We start from the raw sequence: 15,075 nt of genomic DNA, 5'->3' as shown, positions 1-15,075 counted from the left end.
CGCGCTACGCGGCCGGAATTCTGCCTATTCCGGTGCCGCGGCCTCCGCGGCGGGCAGGTCGCGTGGCTTCAGGTGCGGCAGGCGTCTGCGGAATTCGCGCTGCAACAGCACGTAGCTGATTACCGCCTGCAGCGTGAGCGTCGCCACCGACAGCCACCACAGGTGGCGCAACTGGAAGCCGGGCTGACTCGACAGCCACACCGCCGGCACCACGAACGTGACCAGCCGGCTCGCGCTGCTGATGAAGGCCGGAATCGTATTGCCCAGCGCCTGGAACATGCCTGAGGCGCTGAAGATCAGTCCCGACGCGACGAAGTTCCACGAGATCACCGCGAGGAATTCGGCGGCCACCGCGACGACGTCCTGCTCGCTGGTGAACGGCATCACGAACACTTGCGGGTGCCATTGGCAGACCAGGGTCAGCGCGAACATCACGACCGCGCCGATCAGCGCCGCCGAGCGGAAGGTTTCGCGCACGCGCTCGCCATGGCCGGCGCCGACGTTTTGTCCTGCGACCGGCGCGGTCGCGAACGCGATCGCCATCGCGGGCAGGAAGATCGCCTGCATCACGCGCGAGCCGACGCCGAACCCCGCCTGCGCGGCGGCGCCGAAATCGCGGATCAGCCAGTAGATCACGCCGAGGTAGACGAACATCAGCGCGAATTCGCCGCCGGGCGGCAAGCCAATCGCGAGGATGCGCTTCCATACGCGTAGCTGCGGTGCGAAAAGCTTGGTATCGAAGTGCACATAGTTTTCCAGGCGCACGAAGTACCAGGTCATCATGACCACGCCGGCGGCGACGGCGATCGTGCTAGCGAGTCCGGCCCCGGCGACGCCGAGCGGCTTGCCCGTGATCCAGCCCGCGATGAGTATCGGCGCGAGCACGGCGTTGAGCACGACGCTGAGTATCTGCACGATCATGGTTGGCTTGGCGATGCCGGTGCCGCGCAGTGCCGAGCCCATGCCGATCAGGGCGAACTGCAGTGCCATGCCCGGCAGGAACCAGTGCAGATAGTCGACGCCGGCCGCGAGCGTGGCCGGGTCCGCTGCGAGCATGCCGATGTAGAGGTCGGCGACGCCGTAGCCGCCAACCAACGTCAGTACTGCGCAGATCAGTCCGAGCAGCAGGCTCTGGTTGAACACGAGGTTCGCGTCCGCGTGGTCCTTGCGCCCGACGGCCTGCGCAATCAGCGCCATCGTGCCGACACCGAGTACCTGGGTCACGGCCATGATGATGAATTGCACGTTGCTGGCCGTGACGACGCCGGCGATGGCCGCGTCGCCGAGACGCGCGACGAAGTAGAGATCGATGAGTACGTACAGCATCTGGAACAGCATGCCGATCGCAATCGGCGCGGCCATGCGCAGCAGGTGGCGCGGAATCGAGCCTTGCGTCAGGTCTTGCATCGGGCATTCCGTCAGCACAGAAGTGGTGGACGGTAGCGCGCGTCCGGCACGATTGCCAGGACTGGCGGGACGCGAGGAGAAAAGGCCCTGTCGGGCCTCTACGCGCGCTCCTGCGATTTCGCCTTCTCCCGCCGCGTTGTTCCACTCGTATTCTTTGCCACTTGTGCGCACTCTGCAGGGAGTTGGTGACGCGTGACCATCGCTGGGGTCTGGCGGCGGTGCAGGCTTCGTCGCAGGATCTGGAAATCATGCAACCTGCGCGCAGGCTGAGGCTGCTGGGTGTCGACCGGTGCGGTGGCGCCGCTACATGTCGAACTTCTTGAGTTCGAAGCCGGCGTGCTTGTAGGTCTTCCAGCGCTCGCGAGACCCGAGCCGCTGCGCTTCCTCGGCCGGCACGACCTCGAGCACGCGTTCGAACAGCCCCGGCGCACAGTCGTCGCGAAGGTTGATGACCAGCGCCCGGTCCGCCGTCTGCACGCCGGGCGCAGCGATCAGCACAGGCGTGATCTCATCGTCCTCGTCGCCAGCGATCTGGTGCGGGATGAATGCGTCCTCGTCGAACTCCCAGAGCTTGCCGTCGATTTCCTCGGCCTGGTCCAGCGAACGCGCGAGGATCAGCGTCGGCTGGCCGCTGGCGTAGGCGCGCTTGGCCAGCTCGCAGACCAGCAGCAGCGGGTCGGCGCGGAAGCGCGGCTTGTCGATCAGGTAGAAATCGGCGCGAGGCATTGGGGTCAGGAAAGAAGGAAGAGGAGTGAGGAAAGAAATGAGGGAAGAGGAGTGACAAATGAGTAGGAGTGAGGGTTGCGGGAAATGCTCGGGGGAGAGGGAGCGTCGAGACGAAGATCCAGCTCACGCAGCCGCTGCCTGCTTTTCACTCGTTTCTCGCTCCTCTGCCCTGTTTCCTCGTTAACCCGCTCGCTCAGCAGCGATCCAACAAGTACTGCACCAGCAGCGGCACCGGCCGTCCGGTCGCCAATCCCTTGCGCCCTTCGTCCCAGGCCGTGCCGGCGACGTCGAGGTGCGCCCAGCGCTGGCCTTCGGTGAAGCGCGCGAGGAAGCAGCCGGCGGTGATGGCACCGGCGTTCTTGCCGCCGATGTTCGCCACGTCGGCGAAACCCGAATCGAGCTGGTTCTGGTAGTCGTCCCACAGCGGCAGTCGCCAGGCGCGGTCGAGGCTTGCATTGCCGGCGGCCAGCAGCTGATCGGCAAGCTCATCGTCCTTGCTCATGAGGCCGGACGCGTGCTTGCCCAGCGCGATCACGCAGGCGCCGGTCAGAGTCGCCGCATCGATGATGACTTGCGGGCTGAATTTCTGTGCATAGGTCAGCGCGTCGCAGAGGATCAGGCGTCCTTCCGCATCGGTGTTGAGCACTTCGATGGTGAGTCCGGACATGCTGGTCAGCACGTCGCTGGGGCGGTAGGCGTTGCCGTCCGGCATGTTCTCGACCGCGGCCAGGATGCACACCAGGTTCAGCGGCAGCTTCAGCGTCGCCGCCGCGACGAAGGCGCCGAACATGCCGGCCGCGCCGCACATGTCGAACTTCATTTCTTCCATGCCGGGGCCTGGCTTGAGCGAAATGCCACCGGTATCGAAGGTGATGCCCTTGCCGACGAACACGTAGGGCTTGGCGTTGCCGCCGCCATTCCAGCGCAAGACCACGAGCTTGGGCGGGTTGGCCGAACCCTGCGCCACGCCGAGCAACGAGCCCATGCCGAGCTCCTGCATCTGTTCGCGTTCCAGCACTTCGCAGCTGACGCCCTCGGTTGCTTCGGCGAACTTCTGCGCCTGCGTGGCCACGTAAGCCGGATTGCAGATGTTCGGCGGCAGGTTGCCGAGTTCGCGCGCGTGGCGCACGCCGGCGGCAATCGCGGTGGCCTGGTCCAGTCCGGCCTGCGCCGAGGCGTCGGCGGCAAAGACGATCGTGCCGAAGCTGTCGCCGCGCGGCTTGTCCTTGGGCTTGAAGGTGGCGGTGTACTTGTACGCCGCATGGTCGGTCGCCAGCGCGGCGGTGCGCAGCTTCCACTGCAGGTCGCGGCCCGGCACGTCGATCTCGGCGAGGAACGATGTCGCGCGAGCGATCGGCAGTCCCTTGAGCACGCGGGCGGCGTCGGTCGATATGCGCTGGAAACGCGCGCCGTCGAGCTTCTTCTGCTCGCCCAGGCCAACGACGAGCACGCGCGTGGCAGCTATGCCGGACAGACCGAAGAGCACGTGACTGCTGCCGAGCTTGCCGCTGATATCACCGGAATCCACGAGGCGCTTGATGGCGCCGCCGCAGGCTTCGTCGATCAGCGCCGCGGCGCTGGTCAGCATCTTTTCTTCGTAGACGCCGACGACGGCACAGGGCGTGGCTTCGGTTTCGGGAGTGGCGCTGGCTAGGGAGAACTTGATCGTCATGAACGGGCACCGGACGAAAGTGGCCCGACCCGGGACGCGATGCCGCGCCGCAGGGCCTGGCCGGTTAGACTTTGGGGAATGTTCTTGTGCGCGACTGGCACAAGCCTCCGGATTATCGCACAAGCCCTTGGCAATGCTCAGAATCATCGATCGTTATCTGTTGCGCGAACTGGCTTTCGGCTGCTTCGCCAGCACTGTGGTGCTGTTGGTCGTCACACTGGGCGGCACCATCACCGACGTGCTGAGCAAGGTCGCGCGCGGCCGGCTGCCGGGCAATCTCGTGTTTGAAATCCTGGGCTTGCGTACGCTCGATGCGTTGACCGTGCTGGTACCGCTGGCCGTGTTCATCGGCGTGCTGCTGGCTTATGGCCGGCTCTGGCGCGACAACGAGATGGCCGTGCTGCAAGGCGCCGGCATGCCCTTGACCCACCTGTTGCGGCCGCTGGCGTGGTTCGCGGTGCCGGTCATCCTGCTCGTCGCGATGATTTCGTTCTGGCTCGCGCCCGCGGCAATTCGTCTGTCGCACGGCCTGGTCGAGGAAGCCAACCGTTCGCTGGTCGTGGCGGGCCTCGAAGCTGGACGTTTCGTGCAACTGCCGGGCCGTGGCGGAGTGATCTATGTCGGCGCCATGAACGACAAGGGCTCGCAGTTCGAGCGCATGTTCGTAGAAACCGAGCGGCCCGACGGCGAGGACACGCGCATCGACGTGATCACGGCCGAACGCGGCGAACTGCGTCGCGAAAGCGACGGCGAGGGACGCTTCCTCGCGCTCAAGGACGGCTTCCGCGTCGAGGGCCGCATTGGACACGATGATTTCCGCCTGCTGCGCTTCAAGGGCAACGACATCGCCCTGGCGCAGAGCGAGTCGGACGACACGCCCGAAGCACTCAAGCGCGCCGCGCCGCTGCCGGAACTGCTCGCGAGCAACGAACCGCTGCAGCGCGCGGAGGTGCACTGGCGCCTGGCCGCGCCGCTGTCGATCGTCATCCTCGTGGTGCTCGCCGTGCCGCTGTCACGCACGCGGCCGCGCGAGGCACGCTATGCCAGCCTGCTCGTCGCCTTGCTGTGCTACCTGATCTATCTGGGCTGGCTCGGTGTCGCGCGCTCGATGATCGAGCAGGGCAAGATTCCGCCTTTCGTCGGCCTGTGGTGGGTACACCTGCCCGCTGCGGCGGTGGCAGTTTGGCTGTTGCTGCGCAGTGATCGGCTGCCCCGTCCGGCCGCCGACGGGACGCATCCTGCGCACGAGCGCAAGCGCAAGAACAAGTCGCGGCGCGGAGAACGCGCATGAACTGGCGCATCAAGCAGGTCGACCGCCTCGTCGCCTACACCACCTTGTCCGCGGTGTTCGCGACCTGGCTGCTGCTGGTCGGCGTGGATGCGGCCCGTGCCTTCGTCAACGAAGCTGTCGACATCGGCAAAGGCAACTACGGCATCGGCTCGGTGCTGCTGCAGACCCTGCTGACCGTGCCGCGGCGCGCGTACGAATGGTTTGGCAATTCGGCACTGATCGGGTCGCTGCTGGGCATGGGCACGCTGGCCGGCAGTGGCGAGCTGACCGCACTGCGCGCCGCCGGATTGTCGAAGCTGCGTATCTGCATGTCGGCGGCGCTATCGCTCGCCGCGGTGACGTTCCTGGTGGCGGCCATGGGCGAGCTGGTCGCACCGGCGGCCGAGCAGCAGGCGCAGTCACTGGCGCTGCAGGCCAAGTCCAACAACATCGCGATCGGCCGGCGCAGCGGCGGCATCTGGGCCCGCGACGGGGACACCTTCATCAACGCCAAGCAGGGCACGACGCGGCAGGTCGAGGGACTGCGCGAGGTGCGGCTGGCCGATGTGCGCGTATTCGAGTTCACGCCGAAGGGGCAGCTGCTGTCCATCGCCATCGCCGAAACCGCGGTGCACAGCGCCGGTTCGTGGACAATGGAAAAAGTGCGCAAGACTGAATTCGCAGAGGCGCAAGCCAAGAGTTCGACCGAGGCTACGACGCATTGGAAGTCAGGCCTGGACCCGCGCATGCTGGCCCTGTCCATCGTGCAGCCGGCCTATCTGTCGGTCAGCGACCTACGCAAGAACATCCGCTATCTCAAGCGCAACCATCAGGATGCGTCCGGCTTCGAGATGGCGTACTGGGACCGGCTGTTCTGGCCGTTCAATGTGCTCGTGCTCGTGGTCTGCGCACTGCCGTTCGCGTTCGGCGCCTTGCGCAGCGGCGGCATGGGCAAGCGCATCTTCATTGGCATGGTGCTCGCGATCGCGTGGAACTTCCTGCAGCGTTCGCTGGTGAATGTGGGGGCGGTCTACGGATTGAATCTTGCCCTGTCGACCGTGCTGCCGGCGCTGCTGATGATGGCGGCGGCGTTCTGGTATTTCCGCCGCACGAGTTGAGCGCTGGCCCGATCAGGCAAGGCTCAGGCGTGCAGCGGCAATCAGGAAACAGACACCGGCCAGGCCGATCCCGACCAGCGGCGTGCGGAACCAGTAGCGCCAGCCTACGGCGAACCACGCCGCTGCATTCCCCAACGCGAGCCAGGCGAACGCGGGATTGGCGCGCAGAAAATCCATGTGGCGCAGCGCGAGCAGCAGCATGAATGCGGCAAACACCATCGCGCCAAGACTGTGGCTGGCGTTGAAACCGATCCAGGCCTGCCACATCGTCGTCCGGCGCGAGATCACCGGCGAGGTTGCCTGCATCGCCACGCGTGTGGCCGCATCGCGCGGGTCGAATTTGTTGCCGGCTAACGTATAGAGCAGATGGATGCTGCCGAGCACGCCGAAGATCAGCGCGCCGGCCACGAGCAGGATTTGTTCCAGCATGGCGATCCTTCAGCGTTTCGGCAGCCGAAGTATGCGCGTGCCGCTGGCCAGGTCGTGCCAGCCGCGTCGCTCGCGTTCGAACAGGCACCACAGGAAACCCAGGCACGCCAACGCGAGCGAAACCTGCGCGACAAAGAACCGCAGCACACAGGCGCCCCAGCCCGGCGAAGTGCCGTCGCGGGCGACGACGCGCAGCCGCCACGCACGCATGCCGATGGTCTGGCCGCCATAGCGCCACGACAGCACGTAGTAGCCCGCGGTCACCGCCAGCAGCAATAAGCGATACCACCAGACGTGGTAGTCGAGCGTGCCCCGCGTCACCGCGATGGCGGCGGCACCGGTTGCCATCCAAAGTGCGAGCAGCGGAAACAGGTCATAGAGCGCGGCGGCGAGGCGCCAGCCCAGGTGGGCCGGCTGGGGCGTTGCGTCGGTCATGCGTGGATCCGGTGTAGGAAAGTCAGGGCTTCGAAAAATCGGCGCGCAAGCATGAGGCCATTCACCGGGGGCTGTCATCCGCCCGTCGAGTTTCGGCTAACCTGCGAACCTCCACGCCGACGTGCCGCATGACCGCGATCGAAACCCCGCCACTGAACGACGCCGACCGCGCGGCGATCGATCGCTTCATCGAGCAGGCCTGGTCCGAGTACGGCCTGGCCGAGAACACGCTGGCGAGCTACCGCAGCGACCTGACCGGCTTCGCGCGCTGGCTTGGCGGGCACGGCAACTCGCTGGCCAGCGCCTCGCGCGAATTGCTGTATCGCTATCTCGCCGTACGCGCCGCGGCGAAATACACCGCGCGCTCCAACGCCAGGCTTCTGTCCACATTGCGGCGTTATTACAAGCTCATGCGGCGCATCGGTGCGGTGGAGCAGGATCCGACCCTGCTGCTCGACGCGCCCAAGCTGCCGCGCTCCCTGCCCAAGGCATTGAGCGAGAGCGAAGTGGTAGGACTGATCCGCGCCCCCGACGTGACCGCGCCGCGGGGTTTGCGCGACCGCGCGATGCTGGAGTTGCTGTATGCGACCGGCCTGCGCGTCAGCGAGCTGGTCAGCCTGCGCGCCGACCAGATCAATCTGCGCCAGGGCGTGCTGCGCGTGACCGGCAAAGGCGGCAAGGACCGCCTCGTACCGCTCGGCGAGGAAGCCCAGGACTGGCTGGAACGCTACGTCGCCCAGGCGCGGCCGGCGCTCATGCGCGGCCGCATCACCGACGCCATCTTCGTCACCGCGCGCGCGGCCGGCATGACCCGGCAGATGTTCTGGGTCATGGTGAAAAAGCACGGCCAGTCCGCCGGCATCGCAAGCCAGCGCATCTCGCCACACGTATTGCGTCATTCCTTCGCGACCCACCTGCTCAACCACGGCGCCGACCTGCGCGCGCTGCAACTGCTGCTGGGCCACAGCTCGCTGTCGACCACGCAGATCTATACCCACGTCGCGCGCGAAGGACTCAAGCGGCTGCACGCCCAGCATCATCCGCGCGGCTGAGCCCGCGCACGATCGGACCCAGCGCCGCCCGAACTCCATTGCCCTGCTGCAGAGCCGCGCCTACAATCCGCCCCCTGCGCCGACTTAGCTCAGTTGGTAGAGCAACTGATTTGTAATCAGTAGGTCGTCGGTTCGATTCCGACAGTCGGCATAAGTAAGTCAACAAGTTGCGCGCAGCCAGCAGGGCGGGGCGTAACAGCAGGCGTAACTCATTTGCCGGCCGGGTCGACCCGCGGCATGCTCAGATCGTAGATATCGAGCATGGCCTCGGCCCGATGCCCGAGCGCCGGTTACCTCGGTTCACATGCCCGCCTGTCGCAGGATTCGGATTCTTCGCTCCGTATCTTCAACAGCTCCCGCTGCTACGAAATCCTGAATAGACGCCACAGCCACCGCAGCCTTTGTTGTCAACATTGCTTGACAAGCAGCGCTCTAGATCGGTAGCTTCCAAACTACGCCAATGGCGTACAAGGAGTGTACGATGGTCTTCATCGAATCGACGATTTTCACCGCAGATGTGAGGTCGATTCTTTCCGAAGACGACTACCGTGAACTCCAGATCTACCTCTCCGACAACCCCGATGCCGGAGATGTCATCAAAGACTCTGGCGGACTCCGCAAGATCCGGTGGAAAGCGAAGGGCAAGGGCAAGAGCGGTGGCGCCCGAGTCATCTACTACTACCTGGTCGACGCCAGCCAAATTCGCATGCTCCTGATCTACACCAAGGGCGTGCGCGAAGACATCACAGCCGCGGAGAAGAAGATTCTCCGGCAGCTGAACTCCTCGTGGGGATAGACCCCCGCGCCAAAACTCAGGGCTCTGCCCCGCCAATAGGTCCTAACTGGATTAACCCAAATGGACAAAAAGCTCTTCTCCAAGCTCGTCGAGAGCATGACCCAGATGAACGAGATCGCCCGGGGTGAGCGCGCTCCTTCCCGTGAGTTCGTCGTTGACGCACTGGGCGTGCGCGAAATCCGCAAGTCCACCGGACTCACCCAGTCCGAGTTCGCCGCCATCGTTGATGTCCAACTATCCACGCTTCGCAACTGGGAGCAGGGCCGCCGCGCTCCGACTGGCCCAGCAAGAGCACTGTTCAGAGCGCTGCGGGCTGACCCGAAGAACGTCCTGCGCGCCCTTGAAACCGCTCGCGAGGCGGACTCCCGAGCAGCCTAAAGATCCGAAGGCCCGCCCCATGCGCGGGCCTTCGATCAATCAGCATCCATGCGCCGGACTTACATGCGCTGGCAGCGCCGCGATCAGGCCACGTCGGCCGGCGTTGAGTATGCGCAAGACAAAGTTGTCGCCGTCGGCTAGCCACTCGTGCTCATCGCTGAACCAGCTGCCGGCTATCTACTTTTCTGGCACCGACCCGTTTTGCATCCAGCGACGCAGCGTCGCCTCGGTCGGCCGACTTCCTTCGGCGAAATATTTCTCGGTCCATGCCTTGGTCGTCATCAGGCGCATGTGTTTTCGAGGTCCCGGGAGGCGCCGGAATGATAGGCTTCCGATCAGAGCGGACGCCAATCCGCGCCCCGCCAGTGAGCTTGCTACGCAGGGCCGTGCGGCTGTGGGTAACTCACCCAAGCCACCCCGCTACATCCCGCATAGATACGCCATTTCCCGCTATCAATTAGATGCCGACAGTCGCATACCTCGCAGATCCGGCGGCATCCGCCAACGTCCAGAAACCCGCATCAGACCTCACGATTGGATCGCTTGAGCATCCGCCGGCGTCCACTGTCGTGCGGGGGTAACCGCATTCGCGTGGGGGTAACTCTGGGGGCGACCTGGGTGCTATTTCAGGGGGCTACGCCGAATGCAGCTGACCTATCGAGATCCGGAAAATGCTGCCGTGCGGGACCCAGGTCAATTTGTTCGACGGGGACTATCCCTGCGGGCGATACGAACGGCTCGCGCCGCTATTCCGGATATCTTGGAGGCGATGGCTTGCACGAAAACTCCATTCTTGGAGATACGAATGCCCAGCCGAGGCTGGGCATTCGCGACGGTGCGGTGCGCCAATCTCAGTTCACGTCAAACGACTGCAGACTGACCGGTACGCTGGCGTTGCCGCGTAGCACGAGCGCAGCGCGGGCGTCGGTTATGCCGGTAAAGGTTCGCAGGTCGCCAGGCACGAAATTGAAGTCGGTGCGGCCTGAAGCATTGCGGTAGAAGCCATTGCCTCCACCGACGGCGCTGCTGCCGACGGCCTGTGCGCCGTTGATCGCAAGTGGAGTGGTCAGATTGGGATCGTCGGCGAGTCCAGCGCCGGTGTCGCCCTGGAAATTAACCGCAAAGCCCTTGCCGGTGAGGCTGTTCAGGCGCAGGGGCGCTGGCAGCGTGATCGTCAGCGTGGTGACCGTGTTCGCTGTCGTCGTAATCGGGCCGGTATCGGCCGTGATGAGGACGCCGGCCGGCGCCGAATAGATCGGCGTTGCCGCCGCTGCGTACGTATCCCACAACTGGATACGTGCGCGAACATTGGTGAAGGTTACGGCAGCCGTCGCGGCCATGAAAACATCGATGCTGGTGATGTCGACCTGCGGGCCTGCGCCAGTGATGTTCGCCGCGCCGCCGATATACGCGCGCGGCACGCCGGTAGTAGTGGTGAACTGAGCACCGGTCGAATCGTAGACGACCGGATCGGTGCCACCCGGCGCGCCGATCTGTATGCGTTGACCCATCGCTAGCGGCCCGGCTGGAGTCTCGGACTGGGCGCTGCTGGCAGCGACGCTCAAGAGCGCGGCCAGAATTGTCATGCGGAATTTCATTGGAGGCAGTCCCTGTTTGTTGGAGTGGCTGGAAGTCGCGTTCAACTTTATACGGTGGCGGACGTCTGCCGAAAGTGCCGTGAGTACCAACCAAATGCAACAGCCATGCGCGGCGCGATTTCCTGTCTTGCACAGATCTTTGGCTCCGAGGCCGCATTCACCTGCGGTGCACTCGAAAACACGCTTTTAACTGGCTGGCACATGGCGCTCGTGTACGTACTTCTTGCTTGCCGATGTCTGGCAGACGCTGCTGTATCAGTGAGGCAAGCAGCTGTCTGAGGCTCTTGACGCCAGCACGGCGCGGAGCGGACAGCTCCCCGGCGTCAATCGGCCGCACAATGACAAGCAGCGGCGCCGGGGTAAGCGGCTGGAAGTAATTTTGGAGGAGGACGCGCGCAGACCATGCCGCCCCATCCCGCATGGTTTCGTTCGCAACGCCCCGACAAAATAGGGAAGCTGACAGTCACTTCGCAGCTCCGGCGGTATGCGCCGGCGTGCCGAAATTAAGAGATCCGCATCGTCACGCGGCAGGTGCCTCAGCTGCCTCGCAGGGTCGACCGAGATTGCGCGGGGGATCGTTATCACGTCGATCTCACGGCCCTGCGCTCTGAGCGTCAGGTGTCTTTGGTCACCGACAGCGTTGGATCCGCGCAATACGCATCGTTTCGGGAAAGCCGCATTTCGTTTTGCAATGCCGGGCGACGTGATAGTGGGCGTCTGAGGCGGTTCAACTCTGGCACAACGTTTGCCGATCCGTATGTGGCGCGAACCTCGCGTCCATGACACGGACCGTTCACATGTCGAACCCGATCACGCAGGCCATCGCGGGTCTGCAGCAAGAAGGCCTGGCGCACGACAGTAGCGCCGCAACCGTCGAGACGGTGCCCATTCTCAGCGCGGGGCACACGAAGGGCTCGCAACGCCTGTGGTCACGAACGAGCTTTTCTGTCGCAACTGCGGGCAGGGCTTTCGGTCAACACAATCCCACGGCCCGCGTCCACAGTGATGTTTCTACGCAATTTTGACAGTGTTGCGTGGGCAGCCTTTGAGTGCTCGGCATGTTGCATCAGTAGCGGGCCCGACAGATAGTCATTGTCACGCCGTGAGTGAGACGAGCTACTGCTCAAGCCACAGCAGCGACAGCACGAAACCGTAGCGAACGCAGCGGGCGTCCGACAGCGGGCTTGACTTGGCCGCAGGCCTGAGGGAGTTTGGCGCTGGTCCCTGGGAGAGAGGGACTGTCCAGAAACATTCGATTATCACGGCGACCACGGCACGTCATCGCCGGCGCTGCCCCTGCATTGACGTTTCGCGGAGATCTGCCATGAATCCGAAAACCCTGGCCCTGGCGTGGGCGATTGCCCTGGTTCCATCTGCTGCTGCCGTTGCACAAGATTCCATCGATACCTACAAGTCGCGCTACCCGACCGCCGCGCCGACCGAACGCGCTGCGCTGGATCAGGCGCTCGCTGCGGACTACGCCGCCACCAGCGCCACCTGGACTGTGCCGAATGGTCCCGTCGAAGGCGATTTGTGCTCGCCGGCCAGCCCGACGCCGGTGAACCCGTTCACCATTTCCTCGACCACGGTCGGCCGGACGAACAACTACGATATCGCGACCACGTGCGGCGTGACGCAGACGCTGTTTGCTGGCACGGGCGCATCGCTCGACGTGGCTTACGGTGTGGTGACCGATCAGGATTGCAGTGTCACCGTCAGCGCCGATCCGACCGGCACCAACTGGGACCTCGCTCTTTTTGTGTTGCAGGCGCCCGGCGCAGCATGTACGCAACTGCCGGCGCTTGCGGACCCGCAGTGCATCACGATGGACGACGACGGCGCTTCCAACACGACCGAGAGCGTCACGTTCAACGCTACTGCCAATACGCAGTACTTCGTCATCATCGACGGTTTCAATGCCGCGACCGGAACCTTCGACCTGACCGTCACCGGTACGGGCTGCAATCTGGTGCCTGTGGGTCTGCAGCGTTTCTCCGTCGACTGATACCGCATCATCGCGATTGCCGGGCGTAGGATGCCGTAACGCCATCCGTCGTCCGTGCGCGTCTGAAGCAATGTGCTGCTGCCGATCATTGTTTTAAGCAGCCAAATTCACTCGCTCATCGCAATGCCAGGCAGAGCCCGCTCTCGCCTTACGACTATTGAATTGACAAAGCCCGAGTGAATTGACAAAGCCCGAGGGATTTCCCGGATGCGCTCGCGTGCGAATGCCGGCACTCTTCCGCGGCTGGTGAGGATGCGGGCATGCGGCGGGAAAATGGAGATCCGCAACGCCGATGGGACGAACAAGTCCCGCGACCGATCCGGCGGCTCCGGGGCACTTCGGTGCCCCGGAGCTTTTGATAGTTCTACAGTCGCGCTCGGCGCAAGTGACCGATGGTCATGGATGGCAGCGCCGGGTTACGGCGTTTCGAAACCATTCGCAAAGATCGCATCCGCACCCGTGCAGCCGACCAGCGTTACGGTGCTCGCGAATTTGTTCTGGAACAATGTATGGCGTACCGCTTCTTCGGGTCGGCTTGCATGGCGGCGTCGAGCAGCGCTCGGCGTGCGGTGAACTGCGGGCCGAATTAGTCCCAGGTCAGATCCGGCCTGATCGTGCGGTGGTGCGCCATGAAGCGCTGGCGCAGCTTGGCGACCGGGAGGACGCGACTCAGTACGGGCTTGTTCGTCGCGGTGAAGTTCAGCGTCGGCGACCCGTTGGCCCGGGTGAAGGTTTCGTTCGCATCGCGCTGCATCGGGTGCATGCGGCCGTCCGCCGGGTCGAGGTAGGTCATGAAGTCGCAGCCCGTGTTGACGTAGTTGTTGTCGTCGGTGAGGAAGTTTTCCAGCATGACCGACCCGATCGATGGATCGATCGCGAATCGCGTGTCGATGTTCTGCAGGTCGTCAGCGGCTCGTTGCTCAGCGAGTTGACCACCGCGATCAGTGCGCCCAGGGGTCGGCGAGGCCGCCGTCGGCCTGGACCTCGGCTCATCCTGCACGACCCTCCGCCGCAATGCGGCGTATTGCCCAGCCCCCGATTGTGTTCATGCGCGTTTGCGGCGAACTCGGCCGATGGCACGCGGCTTGCCGTATTCAAGGGCGCATCCGCGCAGTTCAAGCGAAAGGAGAGACTCGATGGCGAACAACCCCACCAATCGCAACCCGAACACGAACGTGCAGAGCCCGAAGGACGAAAAGCAGAGCGCCACGCAGGGCCAGCAGCACCAGGCCCAGTACGAAACGGAGCGCAAGAATGCGCGCCAGAGCGAGGGCAACGACGTCGACAACGACAACAACCGCGTCAATCAGCGCAATCGCGTGTCGGACCACGACGCGGACAAACCGCGGAGCAACAAGAACGGTTGATCGCGCACCGCGGTTGACCGTGCCTTCGCAGCCTCGCCGGAACCGGCGGGGCTGCCGTTGCTAGGGGGGAGCGACCGGACACCCTGCGAGGACTTTTTAGCCGGCCTGAACCTGACCTCGGTTTGGAGGTCGCCGAAGATGGCGCTGGATTCCAGATGGTCCCAGTCCAGGCCGCAGGAGGCGATGTCAGCCGCGACGACGAGCATGCGTCGGTAGCGTCCTGCCGCGATCAGCGCAGAGGGCGTGTCGAGGGCGACCAGAAATCCGAGACAGCTCGCGCCGACGTCGAATGCCGGGATGCCGCGCTCACTCAGGCCCGGCTCGCAATAGATCAGCGCGGCATTGCAGGGCATGGCCTGATCCATCGTCGCGCTGGCGGCGACGATGGCGTCGACGTGCGACAGGTCGAGTCCCCCATGCGCCAGTGCCGCGCGCGCGGCGTCTGCACCGAGTTCGGCCGCGCTGCGTCGCGTTTCCACGCGGCGCGTGCGTACGCCGCTGCGCTTTTCCACGCTGCCGGCGGGCAGGCCCAGGCGGGCGTCGATGGCGCTGCTGGGCAGCGCATCGATCGCGGTCGCCACGCCGCTGCCGAGCACGCGCAGCGGCCGGCAGGACGCGGCCGACGGCCGCGCGACAGCGGCGCGCAACGGGAGTGCAGGCGTCATGAAGCTCATGCGGATAACTCAATGGGCCAGGCAACCGCTGAACAACGCAGAACAAGCAGTTGCTCTTGGAGCCCCCTTGAATCTAGGGGGGTGAAGAGTGATCGCTCAGAACCACAGGTTCTGATCACTCTGAACGCCCAACGGGCCGGGCGGACAA

16 protein-coding genes and 1 tRNA gene are annotated in these 15,075 nt (G+C 64.5%); 9 read left to right on the top strand and 8 right to left on the bottom strand.

Going from position 1 to position 15,075, the window contains the following annotated elements:
• Positions 1-24: 24 nt before the first annotated feature.
• From RUU78_RS20495 to RUU78_RS20485, 3 genes are all read right to left on the bottom strand, one after another.
• Positions 25-1,407, bottom strand: coding sequence for an MATE family efflux transporter (locus RUU78_RS20495; protein ID WP_313919535.1), 1,383 nt, complete (start codon positions 1,405-1,407; stop codon positions 25-27).
• 303 nt (positions 1,408-1,710) lie between these two features.
• The gene (locus RUU78_RS20490) at positions 1,711-2,133 is read right to left on the bottom strand and encodes a DNA polymerase III subunit chi (RefSeq protein ID WP_313919534.1); all 423 of its coding nucleotides are present in this window, start codon (positions 2,131-2,133) and stop codon (positions 1,711-1,713) included.
• A gap of 193 nt (positions 2,134-2,326) precedes the next feature.
• Positions 2,327-3,805 carry a leucyl aminopeptidase gene (locus RUU78_RS20485; RefSeq protein WP_313919533.1) on the bottom strand — a complete coding sequence of 493 codons (1,479 nt, stop codon included), beginning with the start codon at positions 3,803-3,805 and terminating at the stop codon, positions 2,327-2,329.
• Between the two features lie 133 nt (positions 3,806-3,938).
• Here RUU78_RS20485 and lptF point away from each other — a divergent pair, with 133 nt between their 5' ends.
• Both lptF and lptG read left to right on the top strand, forming a co-directional pair.
• A complete protein-coding gene (lptF, locus tag RUU78_RS20480; RefSeq protein ID WP_313919532.1) occupies positions 3,939-5,096 on the top strand; it encodes an LPS export ABC transporter permease LptF in 1,158 nt (385 codons plus the stop codon).
• Positions 5,093-6,193 carry an LPS export ABC transporter permease LptG gene (lptG, locus tag RUU78_RS20475; protein ID WP_313919531.1) on the top strand — a complete coding sequence of 367 codons (1,101 nt, stop codon included), beginning with the start codon at positions 5,093-5,095 and terminating at the stop codon, positions 6,191-6,193. The genes lptF and lptG overlap by 4 nt, the downstream gene beginning before the upstream one ends.
• Positions 6,194-6,205: 12 nt before the next feature.
• On the opposite strand, the gene RUU78_RS20470 is transcribed toward lptG, so the two are convergent.
• A complete protein-coding gene (locus tag RUU78_RS20470; RefSeq protein ID WP_313919530.1) occupies positions 6,206-6,622 on the bottom strand; it encodes a hypothetical protein in 417 nt (138 codons plus the stop codon).
• A 9-nt stretch (positions 6,623-6,631) separates the two neighbouring features.
• Positions 6,632-7,057 carry an RDD family protein gene (locus RUU78_RS20465; protein ID WP_313919529.1) on the bottom strand — a complete coding sequence of 142 codons (426 nt, stop codon included), beginning with the start codon at positions 7,055-7,057 and terminating at the stop codon, positions 6,632-6,634.
• A gap of 128 nt (positions 7,058-7,185) precedes the next feature.
• Here RUU78_RS20465 and xerD point away from each other — a divergent pair, with 128 nt between their 5' ends.
• The 4 genes from xerD to RUU78_RS20445 all read left to right on the top strand — a co-directional run bounded on the left by xerD (position 7,186) and on the right by RUU78_RS20445 (position 9,283).
• Positions 7,186-8,109, top strand: a complete 924-nt coding sequence (gene xerD, locus RUU78_RS20460) for a site-specific tyrosine recombinase XerD (RefSeq protein WP_313919528.1) — start codon at positions 7,186-7,188, stop codon at positions 8,107-8,109.
• Between the two features lie 78 nt (positions 8,110-8,187).
• Positions 8,188-8,260 (top strand) — tRNA-Thr (locus RUU78_RS20455).
• A gap of 330 nt (positions 8,261-8,590) precedes the next feature.
• Positions 8,591-8,905 carry a type II toxin-antitoxin system RelE/ParE family toxin gene (locus RUU78_RS20450; protein ID WP_313919527.1) on the top strand — a complete coding sequence of 105 codons (315 nt, stop codon included), beginning with the start codon at positions 8,591-8,593 and terminating at the stop codon, positions 8,903-8,905.
• 60 nt (positions 8,906-8,965) lie between these two features.
• Positions 8,966-9,283, top strand: a complete 318-nt coding sequence (locus tag RUU78_RS20445; protein ID WP_313919526.1) for a helix-turn-helix domain-containing protein — start codon at positions 8,966-8,968, stop codon at positions 9,281-9,283.
• Positions 9,284-10,134: 851 nt separating this feature from the next.
• On the opposite strand, the gene RUU78_RS20440 is transcribed toward RUU78_RS20445, so the two are convergent.
• Positions 10,135-10,869, bottom strand: coding sequence for a hypothetical protein (locus RUU78_RS20440; protein ID WP_313919525.1), 735 nt, complete (start codon positions 10,867-10,869; stop codon positions 10,135-10,137).
• Between the two features lie 809 nt (positions 10,870-11,678).
• On the opposite strand from RUU78_RS20440, the gene RUU78_RS20435 reads away from it, so the two are divergent.
• Entirely contained in the window at positions 11,679-11,906 is a 228-nt protein-coding gene (locus RUU78_RS20435) for a hypothetical protein (protein ID WP_313919524.1), read from the top strand.
• 299 nt (positions 11,907-12,205) lie between these two features.
• Complete coding sequence (locus RUU78_RS20430; protein WP_313919523.1) at positions 12,206-12,886, top strand: hypothetical protein; 681 nt, start codon at positions 12,206-12,208, stop codon at positions 12,884-12,886.
• 586 nt (positions 12,887-13,472) lie between these two features.
• Here the strand turns inward: RUU78_RS20430 and RUU78_RS20425 are convergent.
• Positions 13,473-13,736 (bottom strand): hypothetical protein, encoded by a 264-nt coding sequence (locus RUU78_RS20425; protein ID WP_313919522.1) that lies wholly within the window; start codon positions 13,734-13,736, stop codon positions 13,473-13,475.
• Between the two features lie 286 nt (positions 13,737-14,022).
• Between RUU78_RS20425 and RUU78_RS20420 the strand changes: the two genes are divergently transcribed.
• The gene (locus RUU78_RS20420) at positions 14,023-14,253 is read left to right on the top strand and encodes a hypothetical protein (protein WP_313919521.1); all 231 of its coding nucleotides are present in this window, start codon (positions 14,023-14,025) and stop codon (positions 14,251-14,253) included.
• Here RUU78_RS20420 and RUU78_RS20415 read toward each other — a convergent pair.
• Positions 14,193-14,918: a hypothetical protein gene (locus tag RUU78_RS20415; protein WP_313919520.1), complete on the bottom strand. Its 726-nt coding sequence runs from the start codon at positions 14,916-14,918 to the stop codon at positions 14,193-14,195. The genes RUU78_RS20420 and RUU78_RS20415 overlap by 61 nt on opposite strands.
• Positions 14,919-15,075 lie beyond the last annotated feature (157 nt).

This window comes from Tahibacter sp., assembly GCF_032229445.1.
GTDB lineage: Bacteria > Pseudomonadota > Gammaproteobacteria > Xanthomonadales > Rhodanobacteraceae > Tahibacter.
The sequence above is the reverse complement of the archived record's forward strand: the minus strand, read 5'-3'. Positions and strand labels throughout refer to the sequence as shown.